The 23,018-nt window shown below is 71.3% G+C and carries 18 protein-coding genes and 1 pseudogene; 13 read left to right on the top strand and 6 right to left on the bottom strand.

Annotated features, from left to right (window positions below):
• Positions 1–152 precede the first annotated feature (152 nt).
• The gene (locus ACK1X7_RS22405; protein ID WP_385139094.1) at positions 153–1,382 is read left to right on the top strand and encodes an amidohydrolase family protein; all 1,230 of its coding nucleotides are present in this window, start codon (positions 153–155) and stop codon (positions 1,380–1,382) included.
• Positions 1,383–1,518: 136 nt separating this feature from the next.
• Here the strand turns inward: ACK1X7_RS22405 and ACK1X7_RS22400 are convergent, their stop codons facing one another.
• Positions 1,519–2,565, bottom strand: a complete 1,047-nt coding sequence (locus ACK1X7_RS22400) for an AraC family transcriptional regulator (protein WP_385139091.1) — start codon at positions 2,563–2,565, stop codon at positions 1,519–1,521.
• A 211-nt stretch (positions 2,566–2,776) separates the two neighbouring features.
• Here ACK1X7_RS22400 and ACK1X7_RS22395 point away from each other — a divergent pair, with 211 nt between their 5' ends.
• The 5 genes from ACK1X7_RS22395 to ACK1X7_RS22375 all read left to right on the top strand — a co-directional run bounded on the left by ACK1X7_RS22395 (position 2,777) and on the right by ACK1X7_RS22375 (position 8,334).
• Positions 2,777–3,724, top strand: coding sequence for an LLM class F420-dependent oxidoreductase (locus tag ACK1X7_RS22395; protein ID WP_385139088.1), 948 nt, complete (start codon positions 2,777–2,779; stop codon positions 3,722–3,724).
• A 10-nt stretch (positions 3,725–3,734) separates the two neighbouring features.
• Positions 3,735–4,517, top strand: coding sequence for an SDR family NAD(P)-dependent oxidoreductase (locus ACK1X7_RS22390; RefSeq protein ID WP_390795496.1), 783 nt, complete (start codon positions 3,735–3,737; stop codon positions 4,515–4,517).
• A gap of 114 nt (positions 4,518–4,631) precedes the next feature.
• Entirely contained in the window at positions 4,632–5,759 is a 1,128-nt protein-coding gene (locus ACK1X7_RS22385) for an LLM class flavin-dependent oxidoreductase (RefSeq protein ID WP_216344741.1), read from the top strand.
• Between the two features lie 84 nt (positions 5,760–5,843).
• Positions 5,844–7,586, top strand: a complete 1,743-nt coding sequence (locus tag ACK1X7_RS22380) for an N-acyl-D-amino-acid deacylase family protein (RefSeq protein WP_385139081.1) — start codon at positions 5,844–5,846, stop codon at positions 7,584–7,586.
• Positions 7,587–7,590: 4 nt separating this feature from the next.
• Positions 7,591–8,334 carry an SDR family oxidoreductase gene (locus ACK1X7_RS22375; protein WP_413115563.1) on the top strand — a complete coding sequence of 248 codons (744 nt, stop codon included), beginning with the start codon at positions 7,591–7,593 and terminating at the stop codon, positions 8,332–8,334.
• Between the two features lie 6 nt (positions 8,335–8,340).
• On the opposite strand, the gene ACK1X7_RS22370 is transcribed toward ACK1X7_RS22375, so the two are convergent.
• Entirely contained in the window at positions 8,341–8,991 is a 651-nt protein-coding gene (locus tag ACK1X7_RS22370) for a TetR/AcrR family transcriptional regulator (RefSeq protein ID WP_398159739.1), read from the bottom strand.
• An 89-nt stretch (positions 8,992–9,080) separates the two neighbouring features.
• On the opposite strand from ACK1X7_RS22370, the gene ACK1X7_RS22365 reads away from it, so the two are divergent.
• Complete coding sequence (locus ACK1X7_RS22365) at positions 9,081–9,740, top strand: O-methyltransferase (protein WP_216344738.1); 660 nt, start codon at positions 9,081–9,083, stop codon at positions 9,738–9,740.
• A 130-nt stretch (positions 9,741–9,870) separates the two neighbouring features.
• Positions 9,871–10,767, top strand: a complete 897-nt coding sequence (locus ACK1X7_RS22360; RefSeq protein WP_385146899.1) for an SDR family oxidoreductase — start codon at positions 9,871–9,873, stop codon at positions 10,765–10,767.
• 123 nt (positions 10,768–10,890) lie between these two features.
• Here ACK1X7_RS22360 and ACK1X7_RS22355 read toward each other — a convergent pair whose 3' ends face one another.
• A complete protein-coding gene (locus ACK1X7_RS22355; protein ID WP_385146896.1) occupies positions 10,891–12,411 on the bottom strand; it encodes a CehA/McbA family metallohydrolase in 1,521 nt (506 codons plus the stop codon).
• Positions 12,412–12,736: 325 nt separating this feature from the next.
• Between ACK1X7_RS22355 and ACK1X7_RS22350 the strand changes: the two genes are divergently transcribed.
• Both ACK1X7_RS22350 and ACK1X7_RS22345 read left to right on the top strand, forming a co-directional pair.
• Entirely contained in the window at positions 12,737–15,349 is a 2,613-nt protein-coding gene (locus tag ACK1X7_RS22350) for a bifunctional FO biosynthesis protein CofGH (protein WP_390795255.1), read from the top strand.
• Between the two features lie 90 nt (positions 15,350–15,439).
• Positions 15,440–15,655 (top strand): annotated as a pseudogene (locus ACK1X7_RS22345) (AAA family ATPase); the annotation flags it as partial.
• Positions 15,656–15,736: 81 nt separating this feature from the next.
• Here ACK1X7_RS22345 and ACK1X7_RS22340 read toward each other — a convergent pair.
• Positions 15,737–16,720 (bottom strand): RNA-guided endonuclease InsQ/TnpB family protein, encoded by a 984-nt coding sequence (locus ACK1X7_RS22340; protein ID WP_390795254.1) that lies wholly within the window; start codon positions 16,718–16,720, stop codon positions 15,737–15,739.
• Between the two features lie 414 nt (positions 16,721–17,134).
• Between ACK1X7_RS22340 and ACK1X7_RS22335 the strand changes: the two genes are divergently transcribed.
• Positions 17,135–17,713, top strand: coding sequence for a hypothetical protein (locus tag ACK1X7_RS22335; protein ID WP_413115562.1), 579 nt, complete (start codon positions 17,135–17,137; stop codon positions 17,711–17,713).
• A 182-nt stretch (positions 17,714–17,895) separates the two neighbouring features.
• Entirely contained in the window at positions 17,896–19,020 is a 1,125-nt protein-coding gene (locus ACK1X7_RS22330) for an ADP-ribosylglycohydrolase family protein (protein ID WP_385146885.1), read from the top strand.
• Here the strand turns inward: ACK1X7_RS22330 and ACK1X7_RS22325 are convergent.
• Positions 19,005–20,429 carry a glycosyltransferase 87 family protein gene (locus ACK1X7_RS22325; protein ID WP_413115561.1) on the bottom strand — a complete coding sequence of 475 codons (1,425 nt, stop codon included), beginning with the start codon at positions 20,427–20,429 and terminating at the stop codon, positions 19,005–19,007. The genes ACK1X7_RS22330 and ACK1X7_RS22325 overlap by 16 nt on opposite strands.
• 265 nt (positions 20,430–20,694) lie before the next feature.
• Here ACK1X7_RS22325 and ACK1X7_RS22320 point away from each other — a divergent pair, with 265 nt between their 5' ends.
• Complete coding sequence (locus tag ACK1X7_RS22320; protein ID WP_385146879.1) at positions 20,695–21,240, top strand: GNAT family N-acetyltransferase; 546 nt, start codon at positions 20,695–20,697, stop codon at positions 21,238–21,240.
• Between the two features lie 75 nt (positions 21,241–21,315).
• Here ACK1X7_RS22320 and ACK1X7_RS22315 read toward each other — a convergent pair whose 3' ends face one another.
• Positions 21,316–22,887 carry a sodium:solute symporter family protein gene (locus tag ACK1X7_RS22315; protein ID WP_385146876.1) on the bottom strand — a complete coding sequence of 524 codons (1,572 nt, stop codon included), beginning with the start codon at positions 22,885–22,887 and terminating at the stop codon, positions 21,316–21,318.
• Positions 22,888–23,018 lie beyond the last annotated feature (131 nt).

Below are 23,018 nucleotides of genomic sequence, written 5' to 3'. Positions count from 1 at the left end.
CCCCCGCACACGCTTCCTCGCTGTACGGCCAGTCTGCCGTGCCTGTGGGCCGTACGTCAGTAAAGAGTTCGACGTGTCCGTGGCATCCCCCGATCCTCGCGGGAGGTGTCCGGTGAGCTGACGATCCGTCAGATCAGCGCTACCGTGCAGTCATGGAGAGCTTCCCGAAGATAATCTCGGTGGACGACCACACGGTTGAGCCCCCTCACGTCTGGCGGGACCGCCTCCCGTCGAGGTACCGCGACACCGGGCCGCGCATCGTCCGGGCGCCGCTGAAGGAGATGACCTTCATCGGCGGCCGGTTCGCCCCGAAGATGGGCGCGCCCGGGGACGACGGGCCGCTCGCGGACTGGTGGGTGTACGAGGAGCTGCACCGGCCGCTGACCCGGCTGGACACCGCCGTCGGCTACGACCGGGACGAGGTCAAGCTGGAGGCCATCACCTACGAGCAGATGCGGCCGGGCTCCTTCTCGGTGCCCGACCGGCTCGCGGACATGGACGTCAACCACGTCCAGTCGGCGCTCTGCTTCCCGACCTTCCCCCGCTTCTGCGGGCAGACCTTCACCGAGGCCGCCGACCGCGAGCTGGGGCTGCTCGGGGTCCGGGCGTACAACGACTGGATGGTGGAGGAGTGGTGCGGCCCCGAGGCCCGGGGCCGGCTGATCCCACTGATCATCGTCCCGCTGTGGGACGCCGAGCTGGCCGCCGCCGAGGTGCGGCGGAACGCGGCGCGCGGGGTGCGGGCCGTCTGCTTCTCGGAGATCCCGCCGAATCTGGGGCTGCCGTCGATCCACACCGACGACTGGGACCCCTTCCTCGCCGCGTGCGACGAGACCGGCACGGTCATCGCGATGCACATCGGCTCCTCCTCGAAGATGCCCTCGACCTCCGCCGACGCGCCCCCCGCGGTCGGCTCCACGATCACCTTCGCCAACTGCTGCTTCTCGATGGTCGACTGGCTGATGAGCGGGAAGTTCGAGCGCTTCCCGAACCTCAAGGTGATGTACGCGGAGGGCCAGATCGGCTGGATCCCCTACATCCTGGAGCGCGCCGACGTGGTGTGGGAGGAGAACCGGGGCTGGGGCGGAGTGGCCGACAAGGTGCTGCGCCCGCCGTCCGAGCTGTTCGCGGAGCATGTGTACGGATGCTTCTTCGACGACGCCTTCGGGCTGCGCAACCTCGACGCGATCGGGGTCGGCAACGTGCTGTACGAGACGGACTATCCGCACTCCGACTCCACCTGGCCCAAGTCGCGCGAGGTCGGCGAGGCGCAGATGGGGCATCTGGCGCCGGATGTGGTGGATCGGATCGTGCGCGGCAACGCCATCGACCTGCTGGGGCTCACGGCGGACGGGCTCTGGGCGGGGGCGCCGGGGGGGTAGGGCCGACAGGCTTCCGTGGCGCCATGGTCACGGAGGAGCAAGAAAGCGGTCACTGCCGGTCAATGACACCCTCCGGGTGCTCCGGCAGGCTGTGGGACATACCGGCCCTCCCCCTCCCAGCGCCGTCACCCACCCCTTACGAAGTGACAGGGGCCGTGGGTGGTGCGGAGGGCCGGGAGTCCGTGCGCACCGGGCGCCGCGGGGTTGCGCCCGGCGCGCGGGACACCAGCGCCAGGTGGCGGTAGTCGCTGGGCGGCATGCCGTACGTGGCGCGGAAGGTGCGGCTGAAGACGGCGGGGTGGGCGAAGCCCCAGCGGGCGGCGAGTTCATGGAGCGGGACGGTGTGCAGGCCGGGGTCGGTGAGGTCGCGCCGGACGCGGTCCAGCCGCTGCTGCCGGATCCATGCGGAGACGGTGGTGTCGCGGGCGCGGAAGAGGCGGTGCAGATGGCCGACGGAGATGTGGTGCGCGGCGGCGATGGTGGCCGGTGACAGCTCCGGGTCGGACAGGTTCCGCTGGATGAAGCCCTGCACCCGTAAGGCCAGGGCCTGCCGGCGGGTCTCGAGCGGCAGGGCGTCGTCGGCCTCGACGGCCTGGGCGAGCAGCGCCGCCGCAAGGTCGATCAGTACGGTCCCCAGGCGCGGGCCGTCGGAGGGGCCGTAGGAGCCGCGGTCCGCGGCCAGCCGGGCGAGGAACCCGGTCAGCAGGGCGCCGACGCCCTCGCGCGCCGGGATGGGCTGGGCGAGCAGCCGGTCGATCCGGTCGTGCGGGACCGGGATCAGGGCCTTGGGGATCTCCAGGCCCACGCCTCCGGGAGGGCCGCCGAAGGCCAGGCAGTCGAAGGGGCGTGAGGTGTCGACGACATAGAGCCCCTGTGCGCTGTGCGCGGCCTCCTGGCGGGACTGGGAGACCTGGAGGTTTCCCTCCTGGATGAACGAGAAGTGGTACAGCTCGGGGTCGGACTGCCGGATGAGCTTGGGCGTCCGCCGGAAGTTCATCTCACGGAACTTCGTGGGCCACACGGAGGCGGCGCCGAATTCGAGGATGCGCACCTCTCCCCGGAAGTCACCGGTGTGGTCGCTGCTCATCTCCATCGGCGCCAGGAGTTGTGTCATCTGCTCGCGCCAGAAGTCGAACCGATCCGCCCTGGGCAGATCGTCGCAGCGGAAGACCGTCTCGATCATCACGTGCCCCTCTGTGTGCCCCTTACTGTGCCCCCCGTGGTGGCCCCTGAGCGGGGCGGCGGGCGATGGGCCCGAGGTCCGAACGCTCGTACGCTAGCAGGGCTCCCCATGCGGGACGAGGCCGCCGTACCCCTTGTCTGATGAACCGTCAGATATCACTATGGCCGACGTCCGATACGACGATGGCGGTCCACCGACGAGGAGGCCCGGCATGCGCGTCCTGCCCCGGGGCCGGTTGAGCTACGGCATGCAACTGCCCGTCCAGTCGCAGTCCACCCTTTACGCCGAGCCATGGGAGGCGGCGGCGGGCCCGGCCGAACTGCTCGCGGTCGCCCGCGCCGCCGACCGGCTCGGCTTCGCCTACCTCGCCGTCTGCGACCATGTCGCGATCCCACGGCGGCTGGCCGCCGCGATGGGCACCGTCTGGTACGACCCGGTGGCCACCCTCGGCTGGCTCGCCGCGGCCACCGAGCGGGTGCGACTGCTCAGTCATGTGGCGGTGGCCGCGCTGCGGCATCCGCTGCTGAGTGCCAAGCAGTACGCCACGCTCGACCACCTCTCCGGCGGCCGGCTGATCCTCGGGGTCGGGGCCGGGCATGTGCGGGAGGAGTTCGAGGCGCTCGGGGTGGACTTCGCCCGGCGCGGGGCGCTGCTGGACGAGACGGTCGACGCGCTGAAGGCGGCGCTGGGGCCCGAGGAGTTCCCCGACTTCCACGGGGAGCGGTTCGCGTTCGGCGGTCTGGGGCAGGCCCCGCGCCCCGCCCAGACGCCACGGCCCCCGCTGTGGATCGGCGGCTCCTCGCCCGCGGCGGTGCGCCGGGCGGCGATCCGGGGCGACGGCTGGCTGCCCCAGGGCGATCCACGGGACCGGCTGCCCGGCCAGATCGCCCGGCTGTGCGCGCTACGGGAAGAGGCGGGGATCGACGAGCCCGCCGAGATCGGCGCGATCACCGAACCGCTGTATGTGGGCGAGCCCGGCTGGGACGTGGGGCGCCGCACCCTGACCGGCGCGCCGGAGCGGCTGGCCGAGAGCCTGCGCGCGTACGCCGCGATGGGGGTGGACCAGATCCAGGTGCGGTTCCGCTGCCGGGACCACACCGAACTGACCGACCAGATGGCGGCCTTCGCCGCCGATGTCGCTCCGCACCTCGATGACTAGGGAGAACGGAATGGGCAAGCTGGACGGGCGGGTCGTCGTCATCACCGGGGCGGCGCGCGGACAAGGAGAGCACGAGGCGCGGCTGTTCGTGGCGGAGGGCGCGCGGGTGGTCCTTGGCGACGTGCTGGACGAGCCGGGCGAGGCGCTGGCCAAGGAGTTGGGCGAGAGCGCCCGCTTCGTCCATCTGGACGTGGGCCGGGAGGACGACTGGAACGCCGCCGTGGAGGCCGCCAAGGACGCCTTCGGCGCGGTGGACGGCCTTGTCAACAACGCCGGGATCCTCCGCTTCAACGAGCTGGTCAGCACCCCGCTCTCCGAGTATCTGGAGGTGGTCCAGGTCAACCAGGTCGGGGCGTTCCTGGGGATGCGGACCCTCGCGCCGGAGCTGGCGGCGGCGGGCGGCGGGACGATCGTGAACACCGCCTCGTACGTGGCCCTGTCCGGTATGCCCTTCCTCACCTCGTACGCCGCGACGAAGGCGGCCGTGGTGGGGATGACGCGGGTGGCGGCGATGGAGCTCGCGGACAAGGGCATCCGGGTCAACGCGATATGCCCGGGCGCGATCGACACCCCCATGACCAACCCGGCCCAGCTCGACCCCACCGCCGACACCGCCGAGGCGTCGGCGGCCGTCGACGAGCTGTACCGCAAGCTGGTGCCGCTGGGCCGGATCGGCCGCCCGGAGGAGGTGGCCCGGCTCGCGCTCTTCCTGTCCTCGGAGGACTCGTCGTATGTGACGGGCCAGCCGTTCGTCGTCGACGGCGGCTGGCTGACCGGCGTCTCGGTCTTCTAGGCCCCCCTCCGGGTCCGGCGCGGCCGCGGCCCTTGACGGTCCCTGTCCGCGGTGCCAGAGTCAATCAAGATCTGACGATCCGTCAGATTGAGTCGTCTGAGGCGGTGAACCTCCATGGAATTCGGACTCTTTGTGCAGGGATACGTCCCTGAAAGCCGACGCCGAACCGACCCCGAGGCCGAGCACCACGCGCTCGTCGAGGAGACCGAGTACGTCATCCAGGCCGACCGGTCGGGCTTCAAGTACGCATGGGCCTCCGAGCACCACTTCCTGGAGGAGTACTCCCACCTCTCCGCGAACGATGTCTACCTCGGCTATCTCGCCCACGCCACCGACCGCATCCACCTGGGCTCCGGCATCTTCAACCCGCTGCCGCAGGTGAACCACCCGGTCAAGGTCGCCGAGAAGGTCGCGATGCTCGACCATCTCTCCGGCGGCCGGTTCGAGTTCGGCTCGGGCCGGGGCGCGGGCAGCCACGAGATCCTCGGCTTCCTCCCGGGGATCACCGACATGAACGCCACCAAGGAGATCTGGGAAGAGACGATCGCCGAGTTCCCCAAGATGTGGCTCCAGGACGAGTACCAGGGCTTCAGGGGCAAGCACTGGTCGCTGCCGCCGCGCAAGGTGCTGCCCAAGCCGTACGGGGGCTCCCACCCGGCGATGTGGTACGCGGCCGGGTCGCCGCCCTCGTACGCGATGGCCGGCAAGAAGGGCCTCGGCGTGCTCGGCTTCTCCATCCAGAAGGTCTCCGACATGGAGTGGGTCCTCGACTCCTACAAGAACGCGATCAAGGAGGCCGAGCCGGTCGGCGGCTTCGTCAACGACAACGTGATGGTCACCTCCACCGCGATCTGCGCGGAGACCCATGCCAAGGCCGTCGAGATCGCGGTCGGCGGCGGGCTCAACTATCTCCAGTCGCTGCTCTTCCGCTACCACGACACCTTCCCCCGCCCCGACGGCATCCCGGAGTGGCCCGAACTGCTGCCGGAGTACACCGAGGAGATCATCGAACTCCTCATCGCCGAGGAGCTGATGATCTGCGGCGACCCGGACGAGGTCTTCCGCCAGTGCAAGCGGTGGGAGCAGGCCGGGGCCGACCAACTGTCGTTCGGGCTGCCGATCGGAATCGGCTACGAGGACACGATGAACACGGTCAAGCTCATCGGCGAGCACGTCATCCCGAAGATCGACACCGATCCGGTGCACCGCACGACCCGCTTCCGCCACGCCGGGAGCCGGTAACCGCGGAGGCGAGAGCCGAGGCCGAGTAGCCGCGGGCGCGAGAGCAGAGCCCCAGCGGCCGCAGACGCGAGAAGGGATCCACTCGTGCTCGACCACCTGATCAAGGGCGCCACCGTGGCGGACGGCACCGGCGCGCCCTCCTACGTCGCCGATGTCGGCATCCGGGACGGCCGGATCGTGGCCATCGCCGGGCCCGGGGGCGTCACCGAACCGGCGCGGTCCGCCGAGGACGCCACCGGGCTCGTCCTCGCGCCCGGGTTCGTCGACCCGCACACCCACTACGATGCCCAGCTTTTCTGGGATCCGTACGCCACCCCCTCCATGAACCACGGCGTGACCACCGTGGCGGGGGGCAACTGCGGTTTCACCCTCGCCCCGCTCAACCCCGACCGGCCCGGCGACGCCGACTACACCCGGCGGATGATGAGCCGGGTCGAGGGCATGTCGCTGGTGGCGCTGGAGCAGGGCGCGCCCTGGAACTGGCACGGCTTCGGCGAATACCTGGACGCCCTGGAGGGCCGGATCGCCGTCAACGCGGGCTTCATGGTGGGGCACTGCGCGCTGCGCCGCCATGTGATGGGCGAGGACGCGATCGGCGGACAGCCCACGCCCGCGCAACTGGAGGAGATGCTGCGGCTCTTCCACGACGCGATGGACGCGGGGGCGTGGGGGCTGTCCACCACCCAGTCCTCGACCCACTCGGACGGGGACGGACAGCCGGTCGCCTCCCGTCACGCCGGGCCCGAGGAGCTTCTGGCGCTCTCCCGGGCCGTCGGCGAACACGAGGGGACGCAGATCGAGGCGATCGTGGCGGGCTGTCTCGACCAGTTCGCCGATGAGGAGATCGATCTGCTGGTGGAGATGAGCGCGGCCGCCGGCCGCCCGCTCAACTGGAACGTGCTGACCATCGACGCGGCCGTCCCCGAGCGGGTGCCGCGCCAGCTCCAGGCCGGCGAACGGGCCCGTAAGGCGGGCGGCAGGATCGTCGCGCTCACCATGCCGATCCTCACCCCCATGAACATGTCGCTCGGCACCTTCTGCGCGCTCAACCTCATCCCGGGCTGGGGCGACATCCTGGGGCTGCCGATCCCGGAGCGGATCGCCAAGCTCCGCGACCCGGACGTACGGGCGGAGATGCTGCGCCGCGCGAGCAGCCCCGAGGCCGGGGTCTTCCGCCGGCTCACCCACTTCGGGCGGTACGTCATCGGCGACACCTACAGCGCGGCCAACGCCGGGCTGACCGGCCGGGTCGTCCGCGATATCGCCGCCGAGCGCGGCCAGGAGGACTTCGCCGCACTGGTGGAGATCTGCGCCGCCGACGAGATGCGCACGGTGCTGTGGCCCATGCCGACCGACAACGACCCGGCGAGCTGGGAGCTGCGCAAGCGGACCTGGGAACACGAGGACGTCATGCTCGGCGGCTCGGACGCCGGGGCCCATCTGGACCGGATGTGCGGCGCCCCGTACACCACCCGCTTCATCGGCGACTGTCTGCGCGGCCGGAAACTGGTCGGCCTGGAGCGGGCGGTACGGATGCTGACGGACGATCCGGCGCGGCTGCTCGGGCTGCGCGAACGCGGCCGGATCGCCGAGGGCTACCACGCCGACCTGGTCCTCTTCGACCCCGAGCGGATCGACGCGGGCCAGGCGCGGCTGGTGCACGACCTGCCGGGCGACAGCCCCCGGCTGGACTCCCGGGCGATGGGGATCGTGAGCGTCCGGGTGGGCGGCACCGAGACCATCCGGGACGACGAGATCACCGGCGCGGTGCCGGGACGGGTGCTGCGGTCGGGCCGGGACACGGAGACGGTGAGCACGAGGGGCTGAGCCGATGGCACGCGCGGCCCTGATCACGGGCGCCTCACGCGGTATCGGGCTGGCGGTGGCGAAGGCGCTGACGGCGGACGGCGCGGCGGTGTGCCTCACGGCGCGGGACCCGAAGGAGCTGGCCGAGGCCGTACGCCGCCTCGGCCCGCGCGCCATCGGCTGCCCCGGGGACGTGGCGGACCCGGCGCATCTGGAGGCGGCGGTGGCCCGCACCCTCGCGGAGTTCGGCCGCCTCGACATCCTGGTCAACAACGCCGCCACCAACGCCCCGCTCGGTCCGCTGATGACGGTGGACCCGCTCGCCTGGCGCCTGGCCTTCACGGTCAATGTGGAGGCCCCGCTGCGGCTGACCCAGGCGGCCTGGCGGGCCTGGATGCGCGACCACGGGGGCGCGGTCGTCAACATCTGCACCGAGGGCACCCACGGCGTCGGCCCGGGCATCGGCGCCTACGGCACCGCCAAGACCGCCCTCCTCCGCCTCACCCGCCAGCTCGCCGCCGAACTGGGCCCGGCCGTCCGTGTCAACGCCGTCTCCCCGGGGCTGGTCCGCACCGAGATGGCCCGCTTCGTCTGGGAGCCCGGCGAGCGGGAGATCGCCGCGGCGCTCCCGCTGGCCCGGATCGGCGAACCGGAGGACGTGGCGCGCGCGGTCCGCTGGCTGGTCTCGGACGAGGCGTCCTGGATCACCGGCGCGGACCTGGTGGTCGACGGCGGCCGCCGGGTCCGCGCGGCGCGGCCTATCGGCTGACGTGGGTTAGTCGTTCGCCGGTGGTGTCAGGCCGTGGCGGTGGAGGAAGGCGTCCACGAGCCGGTCGGTGAAGTCCTGGCCGACGGGTTCGTCGGTCACCAGCACGCGGTAGTAGAGGGGGCCGATGAGCTGGTCGGTCTCGGCGGTCAGGTCCAGGCCGGGCGGCAACTCGCCGCGCTCCATGGCCCGTTCCAGGGGGAGGCGGTCGCGGCGGCGCTGGTCGTCGAGGTACCGGGACCGGAAGTCCCCGGCGAACGCCGGATCGTGCCGCGCCTGGGCGACCAGGGCCTTGAAGACGGCGCCGGAGTCGGACGCGCCGAGGAACCCGGCCAGGTCGCCCAGATAGCTGCGCAGATCCAGGGCGAGATCACCGCGGTCGCGCACGGGCAGGTCCTCGGCCACATCCTGGAGGAAGGCGTCCATGAGGATGTCGGTCTTGGTGCTCCACCAGCGGTAGATCGTCTGCTTGGCGACCCCGGCCCGGGCGGCGATCCCCTCCACGGTGACGCCCGCGAAGCCCTTTTCGGCCAGCAGGTCGTCCGCCGCGTTCAGCACCGCCAGCCGGGCCTGTTCACTGCGCCCGTGGCGGTTGCCGTGGTGGCGTGCTGCCGGTCGGGCGGTGCCGCTCGTCCCGGCGGTCTGTGTCGCGCGTGCCATCTCTCGCCTCCCCGAGATCTCAGGATATCCACCCTCCCTGGCGCCATCTCTTCTAGACAAGACGCAACGTCGCGTCTACTCTAAAACTCATGACAGTCACTCACACGCTTGCCGACCCCCGGGTCGAGACCGCCCTCAGCCGGATGTTCGCGCTGGCCGAGCAGGACGAGACCGCCCAGGCGGAGCTGCCGCCCGGCGCACAGGAATCGCTGGCCCCGCAGGAGCTCGCCGACGCCGCGGCCGGGATCTATATGCCGATCTCCGCCGAGGGCGGGAAGCTGCTCTACAACCTGGTCCGCGCCATCCGCCCGGCCACGGTGGTCGAGTTCGGCATGTCCTACGGGATCTCCACGCTCCATCTGGCCGCCGCCGTACGGGACAACGGCACCGGGCGCGTCATCACCACGGAGATGAGCAAGGAGAAGATCGCCGCGGCCCGCCGCACCTTCGCCGAGACCGGGCTGGACGACGTGATCACCGTGCTGGAGGGGGACGCCCGGGAGACCCTCGCCGACCTCGAGGGCCCGCTGGAGCTGGTCCTGCTCGACGGCTGGAAGGACCTGTGCCTGCCCGTGCTGCGGATGCTCGAACCGCGGCTGCGGCCCGGCGCACTCGTCGTGGCCGACGACGTCGACCAGGGCGAGGGCCTCCTGCGGTCGTATCTCGACTACGTACGCGACCCGGCGAACGGCTACCAGAACGTCACCTTCCCCATCGAGGACGGCATGGAGCTGAGCTGCCGCCTCTGAGCCGGGGGACCGGGCCGTCGGCCGGTGGGAGATCACCGGCCGACCCCCAAGACCGCCGGCGGCCCGCTCGGGCCGTGGGCACGATCCGTCCGCGGCAGGCCGTCGCGGACCTCTCCGAAAGAGCATTGACATGCAGGTATTCATCACCGGAGCGACCGGGTGGATCGGCTCGGCCGTGGTCGACCACATGCTCGACGCCGGGCACGAGGTCACCGGCCTCGCCCGCTCGGACGACTCCGCCGCCGCGCTCGAGGCCAAGGGCGCCCGGGCGCTCCGCGGCGACCTCGACGACCTCGACGGCATCCGCTCCGGCGCCGACGCCGCCGATGCCGTCGTCCACCTCGCCAACAAGCACGACTTCGCCAACCCGGCGGTGAGCGACCGGGCCGAGCGCGGCGCCGTACGGACCATCGGCGAGACCCTCGCGGGCTCTCACCGGCCGTTCATCCTCGCCGCCGGTCTGGCCTCCCTCACCACCGGCCGCGTGGCGACGGAGCGGGACCGGTCCCCGTTCCACGGCATCGATTCATTGCGCGGCGGCGGCGAGAACCTCGCGCTGGAGTTCGTGGAGCAGGGCGTCAACACGGTCATCGTGCGCTTCGCCCCCACCGTGCACGGCGATGGTGACTGGGGATTCGTGACCTGGCTGGTGGCGGCGGCACGCGCCAAGGGCGTCTCGGCCTATATCGAGGACGGGAGCAACCGCTGGGCGGCCATCCACCGCGGTGACGCCGGACGCGTCGTGCAACTCGCCCTCGACAAGCGGGCCCCGGCCGGCACCATCCTGCACGCCACGGCCGAGACCGGCATCCCGACCCGCGACATCGCCGGGGCCATCGGGCGCGGGCTCGGCCTGCCCGTCGTCTCCGTTCCGGCCGACGGCGCCGGTGAGCACTTCGGCTGGCTGAGCAAGTTCTACGGAGCGGACATGGCCGCGAGCAGTGACGCCACCCGTGCGCTGCTCGGCTGGGCACCCGGCGGCCGCACCCTCGCCGAGGACCTCGACAGCGGCTGCTACTACCGCTGAGAGAGCGGCGGGCGGACGGTGCGGCCGCGCCGGGTGCCGGGACGGCTCCGGCGGCCGGGAAGCCCGTCACCGGCCGCCGAAGCTGTCAGTGCCCGCCGAAGCCGCCCGCGCTGACCGAAGCCGTCAGTGGTCGCCGAGCCAGATCGGGTTCGTCATCGCCGCCATCGGGCCCGGTATCCCCGATGCCCCGCCGTCCGCCGGGGCGTGGCGCACCTCGGCGCGCACATACGCCGCGTAGGACGCCGTCGTACGCCATTCGGCCGTGAGCGTCCCGGAGTCGGGGACCGCCGTGCCGTAGAGCTGGCCCTGGTCGGTGATGAACCGCACCGAGCAGCCCGGGCCCACGCCGGAGACCTTCAGCCGGACCGTCACCTCCTCCGCGCCGCCGACCTTCAGCCGCTCGCCGATACCGGCGTGCTTACCGCGCCCGCCGACCGCCTCGAAGGTGAGGTCGATCTTCGAGGACTCGGCGATCCAGCTCCGCCCGGCCCGGATGCCCTCCTGGAGGGCGGTGCGGGACAGGTCGTCGGCGAGCACCACCGTCTGCGGCAGGCCCACGACCTGGGGCTCGCGGTGGGCGTCGCTGTGGCCGACGGCGGGCAGCCAGCGGCCCTCGCCCCGGGAGGCGGCGACCAGGGTGTTGTCCCATTCGGAGATGGTGACCTCGTCGTCCGGGGTGAAGTCCGCGTTCCACACCTCGACCGCGTCGGCATCGTTGAAGCCGAACTTCCAGTTGCAGCCGACACAGGTGCCGTGCGGATGGGCCGGGATCACCAGGCCGCCGGCCTGCCGGACCTTGCGGGCGAACTGGCCGAACCGGTTGTCCCGGGCGCGGTAGCGCCAGTCGATGAAGGTGCCCGGGTCGGTGCCGAGGGCGACCACATGGCCGTTACGGGTGGTGATCTCCTCACCGGTGAGGATCAGCAGGTCATCGCCCCACAGACCCTCGAACGCGGCATGCGCCGAGGTGGTGTTGTGCTCGGTGGTGGTGATGAAGTCCAGCCCCGCGGCACGGGCGGCGGCGACCAGCTCGGCCGGGGTGCGCTTGCCGTCGGAGTGCACGGTGTGCAGATGTGAGTCGCCCCGGTACCAGGCGCGGCCCCGGCCCTTCGCCCGCTGCGGCGGGTAGACCGGCTTGGGGGTGGTGCCGGGCGCGCCGTACCGCAGCGTGACGGTGACCGTGTAGTCCAGGCCCTGGGGGGCGACCGTGTACGGCCCCAGCACGACATGCCAGGTGCCCGCCTTCACCGGCCCCGCCAGATAGCCGGGCGTCGCCTTCTCGGCGCTGATGGCGAACTCCGTACGGGCCCCGCCGGACCAGCCGCGGAAGCCGCGCCCGCCCAGCTCCGTGCCGCGCTCGTCGAAGATGCCGATATCGCAGGCGTTCCCCTGCGTGCCGGCCGGGACGGTCGGCTTGTCGTACGTATACGACACGGCGATCTCGCGGACCCCGCGCGGCACCTCGACGGGCACATGGACGAAGTCCGGCGCGCCGGTGGGCAGATGGCCGCCGAGGGTCTTCGTCTGCTCATGGTCGTCGGCCGGGCCCGCCGCCTCGGCCTGGGTGAAGGTCATGGGATCGAGTGTCAGCACACCCGCCGCGCCCGCAAGCGCGGAGAGCCTGAGTACATCGCGTCGCTGCATGAGGGACCCCCCAGAGTCGAGAGTGCCGTCCGACACCCGCGTGACACCGTTGTACGCGTGGGTGACACGCGCGGAAAGCCCTGTGGATAACTCCATGGCGACGAGGGAACGTACGCCCCTCCGCACCCACCCCGTCCCGCTCGCGCGACGGTCCGCAGCGCGCCAAGTCCCGTCCGGGCGGCGGCCGTCGGCACCCGCCGCGGGTAGCCCGCACGTTTCACGGTGTCCTATTCCCGCCCACGGCCCGCGGCAGCCGTGATCAGACCCACAAAACCGCAGGCCCGGCCCGTCTGGCGGTGTCACACACCGCTCGTATGCTCGGAGGATGACCACGAGCGCGCAGGGAAACGAACCGGCTGCCCCGACTGGCTCCGCCGCCCCCACAGCCAACGCGATGCGCCGTGCGCTCAAGCGCGCCCGCGACGGCGTGGCGCTGGACACCGCCGAGGCGGCGGTGCTGCTCCAGGCGCGCGGTGACGATCTGAAGGATCTGATGGCCTCCGCCGCCCGGGTCCGCGACGCGGGCCTGGAGGCGGCCGGCCGCCCCGGGGTCATCACCTACTCGCGCAGCGTCTTCATCCCGCTCACCCGGCTGTGCCGGGACAAGTGTCACTACTGCACGTTCGCGACCGTGCCCGGCAAGCTGCGCCGCGCGGGCCACGGGATGTTCATGTCGCCCGACGAGGTCCTCGCCATCGCCCGCCGGGGCGCCGAAATGGGCTGTAAGGAAGCGCTGATCACGCTCGGCGACCGCCCCGAGGACCGCTGGCCCGAGGCGCGTGAATGGCTGGAGGCCGAGGGGTACGACGACACCATCGCGTACGTACGGGCGATGGCGATCCGCATCCTGGAGGAGACCGGTCTCCTGCCCCACCTCAACCCCGGCGCGATGACCTGGACCGACTTCCAGCGGCTCAAGCCGGTGGCCCCCTCCATGGGCATGATGCTGGAGACCACCGCCGAGCGGCTGTGGAGCGAGCCCGGCGGCCCCCACTACGGCTCGCCCGACAAGGAGCCGGCGGTAAGGCTGCGCGTTCTGGAGGATGCCGGGCGCAGCTCCGTCCCGTTCACCAGTGGGCTGCTGATCGGGATCGGCGAGACGCCGGAGGAGCGGGCGGAGTCGCTGTTCGCGCTGCGCCGCGTCTCCCGCTCGTACCACGGCATCCAGGAAGTCATCATCCAGAACTTCCGCGCCAAACCGGACACCGCGATGCGGGGGATGCCGGACGCGGAGCTGGACGACCTGGTCGCCACCGTCGCCGTCGCCCGTCACATCCTGGGCCCGTCCGCCTGCATCCAGGCCCCGCCCAATCTGGTCGACGCGGAGTACGAGCAGCTCATCGGCGCCGGTATCGACGACTGGGGCGGCGTCTCCCCGCTCACCCCGGACCATGTCAACCCCGAGCGCCCCTGGCCCCAGGTGGACGAGCTGGCCGAGCGCTCCGCCGCCGCCGGGTTCAGCCTGCGCGAACGGCTCGCGGTCTACCCCGAGTACATCCAGCGCGGCGAGCCCTGGCTGGACCCCCGGCTGCTGCCGCATGTGACCGCCCTCGCCGACCCCGGGACCGGCCTGGCCCGCGAGGACGCGATCCCCGCCGGGCTGCCCTGGCAGGAGCCGGAGGAGGCGTTCAGCGCCTTTGGCCGCACCGATCTGCACCACACCATCGACACCGAGGGCCGCACCGGTGACCGCCGTAAGGACTTCGACGAGGTCTACGGCGACTGGGAGGCGCTGCGCGAGGCCGCGGCCCCCGGGATGGTCCCCTCCCGTATCGACGGCGACATCAAGTCCGCGCTGGCCCGGGCCGCCGACGATCCGACCAAGCTGACCGACCCCGAGGCGCTGGCCCTGTTCCACGCCGACGGCCCGGCGCTCGACGCCCTGTGCCGCATCGCCGACGATCTGCGCCGGGCGGCGGTCGGCGACGACGTCACCTATATCGTCACCCGGAACATCAACTTCACCAATGTCTGCTACACCGGCTGCCGCTTCTGCGCCTTCGCCCAGCGTCGTACGGACGCCGACGCCTACACCCTCTCCCTGGACCAGGTCGCCGACCGCGCCCAGCAGGCGTGGGACGTGGGCGCGGTGGAGGTCTGCATGCAGGGCGGCATCCACCCCGATCTGCCCGGCACCGCGTACTTCGACATCGCCCGCGCCGTCAAGGAGCGCGTCCCCGGGATGCATGTCCACGCCTTCTCCCCGATGGAGGTCGTCAACGGGGCGACCCGCACCGGGATGTCCATCCGCGAATGGCTGACGGCGGCGCGCGAGGCGGGCCTGGACACCATCCCCGGCACGGCGGCCGAGATCCTCGACGACGAGGTGCGCTGGGTCCTCACCAAGGGCAAGCTGCCGACGGCCACCTGGGTCGAGGTCGTCAAGACGGCCCATGAGCTGGGGGTGCGGTCCTCGTCCACGATGATGTACGGCCATGTGGACCAGCCCCGCCACTGGCTGGCCCATCTGCGGCTGCTCGCCGAGATCCAGCAGGAGACGGGCGGCTTCACCGAATTCGTCACCCTCCCCTTCATCCACACCAACGCCCCCGTCTACCTCGCCGGTATCGCCCGCCCCGGCCCCACCAGCCGCGACAACCGCGCCGTCACGGCCATGGCGCGGATCCTGCTCCACCCCCATATCCCCAACATCCAGACAAGCTGGGTGAAGCTGGGCGCGGAGGGCGCCGCCGAGATGCTCCGCTCCGGCGCCAATGACCTGGGCGGCACCCTTATGGAGGAGACCATCTCCCGTATGGCGGGCTCCTCCTACGGCTCCTACCGCTCCATCCAGGACCTGGTGGCCATCGCCGAGCTGACCGGCCGCCCGGCCCGCCCGCGCACCACCACCTACGGCCCCGTCCCCGAGGACCGCCAGGCCGCGGCCCTCGCCTCGGACGGCCATCTGCCGGAGCTGCTCCCGGTGCTGGGGGACTGAGCCCGGCTCCCGGCCGGACCGAGTCCGACTCAGGGTTCGGGGGCGCGCCGCGCGGATGCGCTGCCATGGGAAGCGGGGGAAGGGGCACCCATGGCAGCGCGGCGTCCGACGATTCGGGAGCTGATCCGGCAGCGGCGCCGGTTCGTGGGGCGCCGGCAGGAGCTGGCCGCGTTCCGGGAGAACTTCGCGGTGCCGCCCGAGGACGCCGCGCACCACTTCCTCTTCCATGTGCGCGGTGACGCCGGGGTGGGCAAGACGACGCTGCTGCGGCAGTTGGAGAACACCGCGCGCAAACACCGGGCGCTCACCGCCTCCGTGGACGAGTCGTTGACTGCTCCCCTCCCTGAAGAGGGATTCCTCCCTTCAGGGCTGATGGGGATTTCTGGCTCAGGCTGCCTTCGGGAGCTGCGCTCCCGGTGGTCTTGCGCCCTCGGCACCAGCCGGGTTCAGACCTGCCCGGTGGAGCATCACGCGGGCGGAGTTCTTGTCTCCGGGGGAGACGGCTCCGCATGCGGTGCAGGTGTAGGTGCGCTCGGACAGCGGTAGTGCGTGCTTGGTTCTCGCTCCGCACGATGCGCAGTCCATGGTGGTGTGCGCGGGATGCACCAGACGGATGTTCCGCCCGTGCTTGCGGCCCATCTGGATCAGTGCCTTCTTCGTGGCGCCGATCGCGGCGTCGGCCGCCTTGCGCGCCATCGAGGACCTGGCCAGGAACTTGGGCCTGAAGTCCTCGACGGCGATGGCATCGTGGTCGGTCACCACCTTCTTGGCCCATTTGCGGCCGGTGTCCGGCAGCGGCCGCACCTTTACGGGGACCACGAACGAGCAGTACCAGTGCCCGATGCTGTCCTGGTACACGCGCACCGAGGAGGGTTCGGCGGGCAGGTCCTGCGACCACACCACCGTCAGCACGATCCCGCCCGCCAGAGGCAGGCGTCCGCTCTTCAGTCGGAACCCGCGCCGGGTGTGGTTCAGCGTCGGCAGGGCTTCGCGCTTCTTCTTCCACTTCGGCATACCGGCCCGCTGCCGCTGAGGCAGACGTTCCCGGATGTCCTTGTGCGCCTTGGCGCGAGACCTGCCGAAGTCCCGGATCAACTGCTGCTGCGGAACACTGGAACCCGCACGCAGCCACGGCGTACGCTCGCGCGCCTCGGTCAGCATCCTGTCGAGCTGCGCCGGGCCACAGGTCCGCTTCCCGCCCGTGGTCTTGTTGTGCAGGTGGGTGGCCTTGGACTTGGCGACGCATTCGTTCCAGATCCACCGGCACCGGTCCCATTCCGCCAGCAGCGCCCCACGGGCGGTCGACGACACGCGAAGCCGGTACGTGTACCGGGCGTGCCCGGCCTCGTCGGCTTCACTTGGCGTCATCATGTCGCCAACGTAGCGTCATCGTTTGCCTCTCACGCCGCATCGCGGCAGGCCCACCCGAACGGGTGACCGACCAAGCCGCTGCGGACCGGCGGCCCCTCAACTCCGGGGTCCTTCACCTACTGGAGGTTGCCCTCAGCTCTCCCGTGGTGGGCGCCCGATCGCCCAGCGGCGATCCGTCTTCTCCTGTTCCGCTATGCGGGAGACCGATTCCTCCCCGGCCTGGATGGGGCATCCTCCGGGAATCCTGGTGATGTTTGAGGGCCGCCACGCTCGCTCGCGGCCAACGCGGTGGTGACCTTCGCGGGGGCAGTGCACGCTCGCCCCGCGCTGCTGGGCCGACCAAGCCGACCTCGTCGTGGACCTGCTCCTGATCCCGTTCACGGAGGCGGGGGCCCGGCATCTGCTGACGGCCGAGTGCATGGCCGACGAGCAGGCGATCGAGGTCGCCCTCCGCCTTACCGGCGGGACGCGAAGGCCGCCCTGGCCGATCTGGACCGGGCGCTCGGGCTCGACCCCGACTACGTGCAGGCGCTGGAGGCGAGGGCCAGTTGCCACCCCCGGGCTGGCCGGTACGCCGAGGCCGCCGCGGACATCGCACGGGCGGCGGCCCTGGAGGACCAGGACCAGGACCTCGACCTCGCCCTCGAGCACGCGATCCTGGTGAGCGGCACGGCCGGTCTCGTCGAGGCGCGCGGGCCGTGGGCCGCTTTCGAAGCGCTCCTGGAGGAGCACGGCGGCCAATGGGACGCACCGGCCCGGGTGGCCGCCCCGATCATCAGCAGGGCCGCCCTCGGGGACGGGGCCGGGGCGGAGCGTCTCGTGGCGGAGCTGACCGCCACCCGGCCGTACTGGCAGGTTGTCGACGACGCCGTGCTCGCCCTGGACGAGCTCGCCCCGATACCCGGGGCGGATCCCGCCCTGCCCGCCACCCTCCGCGCGCCGCTCACCGCGCTTCGCACGGGCGTGGAGCCCGGACCGGCGGCGCTCGGATAACGGCTCGGAGCGCATACGACATTCGGTGAGGGAATTCGCATTTTCGGAATGCGTCCATCCGTCGTCTTCTCGGTGATGACGCCTTCACAATCCTCGGCGGCCAAGAGGCGATCATTCGGTGTCCATTACAGTTCAAAGACAGTTCAGGGCCATTCACGCAGCGAAGAAAAGAGGCATAGGTCGTGACCGCAACCGCCAGCGCAGCGACCGGCGTATGGGGCCGCGCCGAACAGCAGGACTTCCGCAGCCGGGTGCGCGGCTGTCTGCTCGGCGGGGCCATCGGGGACGCGCTGGGGGCGGCCGTCGAGTTCGCCTCGCTGGACGAGATCAGGGCGGCGCACGGAGCCGAGGGCGTGACGGACTTCCTGCCCGCCTATGGCGGTCGCGGACGGATCACCGACGACACCCAGATGACCCTGTTCACGGTGGACGGGCTGATACGGGCGCAGGTGCGCCGCGACACGGGGGCCTGGCATCCGCCCACCGACATCCACTCCGCACACCGCCGCTGGTACTCCACTCAGCGCGACTGGGGCCCCGATGAGCGCCGTAAGGACGCCGGCTGGCTGGCCCGCGAGGAGTGGCTGTACGCCCAGCGCTCCCCGGGCCGGGCCTGTATCACCGCGCTCGCCGACGACACCATGGGCACCCTGGAGGCGCCCAAGAACCCCGACTCCAAGGGATGCGGCGCCGTGATGCGCTCCGCCCCCTTCGGACTGCTGGTGGGCTGGGAGCCGCAGTTGGTCTTCCAACTGGCCATCGAATGCGCGGCGCAGACCCACGGCCACCCCACCGGCTATCTCGCGGCCGGTGCCTTCGCCCTCATCGTGCACGGCCTCGCACGCGGCGAGGCGCTGGACGGAGCCGTCCAGCGCGCCCTCGCCCATCTGGCCACCCGCCCCGGCCACGAGGAGACCACCAACGCGCTGCGGTACGCGCTGGGCGCCGTACGGCAGGGCCTGCCGACCCCCGAGCGCGTCGCGTCCCTGGGCCAGGGCTGGACCGGTGAGGAGGCCCTGGCGATGGGCCTGTACTGCGCGCTGGTCGCCGAGGACGTCCGCCACGGGCTGCTGCTCGCGGTCAACCACGGCGGGGACAGCGACTCCACGGCGGCCATCTGCGGCAATCTGCTGGGCGCGCTGCACGGCGAGACGGCGCTGCCGCCCGCCTGGCTGGCGGAGGTCGAGGGGCGCGGCACGATCCTGGAGCTGGCCGACGACTTCGCCATGGAGATGACCCAGGGCCCCGCGCTGCACGGCCCGGGCAGCTCCTCCCCGGCCTGGCTCACCCGCTACCCGCGCGCGTAGGTCCGCTCCGGCCGCCGCCGCGCCGCATCCATACCGGCGGTGGCCGACTGCGGCCGTACGGTCCCGCTCCCCTTCCATGGGCGCCTTACGGCGCGCAGGGTCAGATACCCGGCCACGGCCAGGAAGGCGATGCCGATCAGCGGGTAGACGGCGGTGAGGAGCATCTGGGCGGGGTTCTGGTGGAGTTCCACCCGGGTCGGCCTGCTGTGGGGCGCGTACCAGACCATGAAGGAGCAGAACAGCAGCCCGGTCACCACCGTCCAGGCCGTCCAGCGCGCCGCGCGCCGCCGCACCGCCTCCACCGCGAGCAGCAGGACCATCGGGACGGCCCACACCCAGTGGTGCGACCAGGAGATCGGGCTGACCATCAGGGCGGTCACGGCGCAGGTCAGGGCGGCCCAGGCGCGGGCGTTCGGCAGTTGGCCGTCGTCGGCGAGCTGGGCGGCGACCGCCGTGGCCAGGCCCGCACAGCCCACCACCGCGGCCGCCATGAGCCACCACATGCCCGGGTCGGGGGTGTGCAGGATGCGGGCGAGGGCGCCCTTGAGGTTCTGGTTGCCCGCGCCCTCGACATCGCCGGGGCGGTCGGTCGCGAAGAGGACCTCGGTCCAGAAGCGCCGGGAGTCATGCGGCAGCGCCAGGGCCGAGAACGCGACCGTAAGGGCGAAGGCGGCGGTGGCGACGGCCGCACGCCGCAGATGGTCGTTGAGGAAGCGGCGCCGGGGCAGCCCGCCGCCGGGCTCGGCCCGACTCCGGTCCACCCCGGCCGCCCGCAGCCGACGGAGGCCGAGGCAGAGTCCGGCGAGCCCCAGGAAGACCACGAAGAGCCCCGGGGTCAGCTTGATCCCGGTGGCGATGCCGGTCCCGGCCCCGGCCCAGCGGTGGCCCGCCCGGCGGGTCAGATCCCATAGCACCAGCGCCGTGATCAGCAGATTGATCTGCCCGTAGCGCAGGGTCGTCCACACCGGCTCACACCACACCGCCACGGCGGCCAGGGCCAGGACGGCGGCCGGTCGCGGCACCCGGACGGGCAGATCGATCAGCCGCAGCGACAGATGGGCCACCGCGACCATCAGGCCGAGGTTGACGGCGGTCCCGAAGGTCCGCAGGACGCCCGTGCCCAGCACGGTGAGCGGAGTGAAGATCAGCGCCGCGAACGGGGGATAGGTATTGGGAAGATTGTGCTGAGTCGCCCGCATGTCATACAGATCCTGGGCATTGCGTACGGTCCATCCCTCGGCGCGATAGACCAGCAGATCGACCATCGTCACCTCGGCGGCCCGCTGTGCGATCCAGAACCCGGTGAAGGAGAGCAGGCAGAAGAGCGCCGCACACAGCACCGGCCGGCGCAGTACGAAGGCGCGGGCCCGGTGGATCCGGGAGTCGGTGATCGTCTGTATGGCGGTCACGGGGGCTCCAGAGGTCCCTGGGGACCGCGGCTCGCTCGGGGCGGCGAGTCGGGCCCGAGGGTGGTGCGATCGATGGCGGTCGGCTCGGACGGCCGCCCATCGTACGTTCCGGATGTGGACGCCAGGTGGAGGAGAGGTTGCCTGGACAGCATGGATCTCCCGAGCACCGCTCCCACACCGCATTCCGCTTCTGCCCCGCCGCCGGGGCCGGGCCGACCGTGAGGCGGCCGCTCCCCTCCAGGGCCGTTGGCCGTAAGGTGGGCCGGTGCCTGCCTCCACCGCCGTCATACGTGACGCCACCCACGCCGACCTGGGCGCCATCGCCGCGATCTTCAGCCACTACGTCACCGAGACCGTCGTCACCTTCGAGGAGGTCCCGCCCACCGTCGACGACTGGGCGCGGCGGCTGGCGGACCTGACCGACCGGGGCCTGCCGTTCCTGGTCGCCGAGGTCGCCGAGGCCCCTGGAGACACCGGCCGTACGGTCGCCGGATACGCCTACGCCGGGCCCTGGCGCCCCAAGCCCGCCTACCGCCGCACCGCCGAGAACACCATCTACCTCGCCCCCGGCCGGACCGGCGCGGGGCTGGGGGCCGCACTGCTCGGTGCCCTGCTCACCCGCTGCGCCGAGGCCGGCGTACGGCAGGTCGTCGCGGTCATCGCCGACTCCGGCAGCGACGCCTCGGCCGCCCTGCACCGGCGCTTCGGCTTCACCCCGGCGGGCAAGCTGGCCGGTGTCGGCCGTAAGCACGGGCGCTGGATCGACACCCACCTCATGCAGTGCGATCTGACGACCGGCGCGAACCCGTAGACGGAACCGGGCCGCCGGTCACCCCGCGATGGGTGGTGACCGGCGGCCCGGATCGTGGCCGCCGTGCGGAGGGCGTCAGTCCGTGGCGCCCGCGACCGACTTCTGGCCGGTCGCGCCCTGCTCGGGCTCCGACAGTGCGGCACTCGCCGAACCCGGCCCGTCGTCATCCGAGTTGAGCGAGGCGAGGATGGCATCGCGCTCCGGGGTGTCCTCCGGCTTGATGTAGCCGATGACGATGAAGAGCACGAGCGAGACCGCGAGCGGGACGGAGATCTGGTACTCCAGGTTCACGCCTCCGTCGATCGCGTCGTTGATCGGGTAGTTGACCAGGTAGAAGGCGATCAGACCCATGGCCCAGCTCACCAGCGCCGCCGTCGGCCCCGACTTGCGGAAGGCGCGCAGCATGCCCAGCATCAGCGGGATCGCGATCGGCCCCATCAGCCCGGCCACCCACTTGATCACCACGGTGATGATGTCGCCGAAGAAGTCCGAGTTGACCTGGGTGGCGATGCCCATGGACAGGGCCAGGAACAGCAGGGTGGTGTAGCGGGCCGCGAGCAGCCCGGTGCGGGAGGACCATTCCCGGACGGACTTGAAGATCGCGGGCATGATGTCCCGCGTCACCACCGCCGCGATCGCGTTGGCGTCCGAGGAGCACATCGCCATGGTGTGCGAGAAGAAGCCGACGATCACCAGCCCCAGCAGACCGTGCGGCAGCAGATGCTCGGCCATCTCGGCGTAGGAGTCGGCGGGCTTGTCCGTCTTGATGATCAGAGGCGCGACCCACATGGGGAAGAACAGGACCAGCGGCCAGACGAACCACAGGATGGCCGAAAGGCGGGCCGAGCGCTTGGCTGAGTGGGCGCTGTCGGTCGCCATATAGCGCTGCGCCTGGTTCCACATGCCGCCGTTGTACTCGAAGGTCTTGATGAAGAGGTAGGCGAGCAGGAAGATCAAGGTGTACGGGCCGACGGTGGGCTCGTGGTGGCTGCTGGGCAGGTCGTCCCAGACGGTCCAGAAGGTCGAGAAGCCGTCCAGCTCATTGAGCACCGCGATCAGCATCGCGATGCCCGCGATGAACTGGATGATGAACTGGCCGAGTTCGGTCAGCGCGTCGGCCCACAGCCCGCCCACCGTGCAGTAGATGGCGGTGACCACGCCCGTGATCAGGATGCCCTGGTTGAGCGAGACGCCGGTGAAGATGGACAACAGGGTGGCGATGGCCGCCCACTTGGCGCCCACGTCGACGATCTTCAACAGCACCCCGGACCAGGCCAGCGCCTGCTGGGTGGGGAGGTTGTAGCGGTTCTTCAGGTATTCGAGCGGTGAGGCCACCTTCAGCCTGCTGCGCACCCGGTTGAGGCGCGGAGCGAAGAGGTTGGCGCCGATCGCGATGCCGATGGCGATCGGGAAGGACCAGGTGACATAGGAAGTGATGCCGTATTGATAGGCGATGGCCGCGTATCCCGTGAACATCACCGCGCTGTAGCCGGACATGTGGTGCGAGATTCCGGACAGCCACCAGGGCATCTTGCCGCCGGCCGTGAAGAAGTCGCTGACGTTGTCCACGCGCTTGTGCGACCAGAGGCCGATGCCGACCATGACACCGAAGTAGCCGATCAGTACAACCCAGTCGAGACTGTTCATGTCCCCTCCAAGGGGGTCCGCCATATGAACGGGAGCGCACTTCGCCGCGACGTTCGTCATGGGCGGTTCCCCCGAGCGGGAGCGGGGTACTTCCGGGATTGAACCGCTCGTTCGGGTGACCGGTCAAGGGT

It is taken from the genome of Streptomyces sp. CY-1, assembly GCF_047218265.1.
Lineage (GTDB): Bacteria > Actinomycetota > Actinomycetes > Streptomycetales > Streptomycetaceae > Streptomyces > Streptomyces niphimycinicus.
Note: the sequence above shows the minus strand (reverse complement) of the source record. Positions and strands in the feature narration are given on the sequence as shown.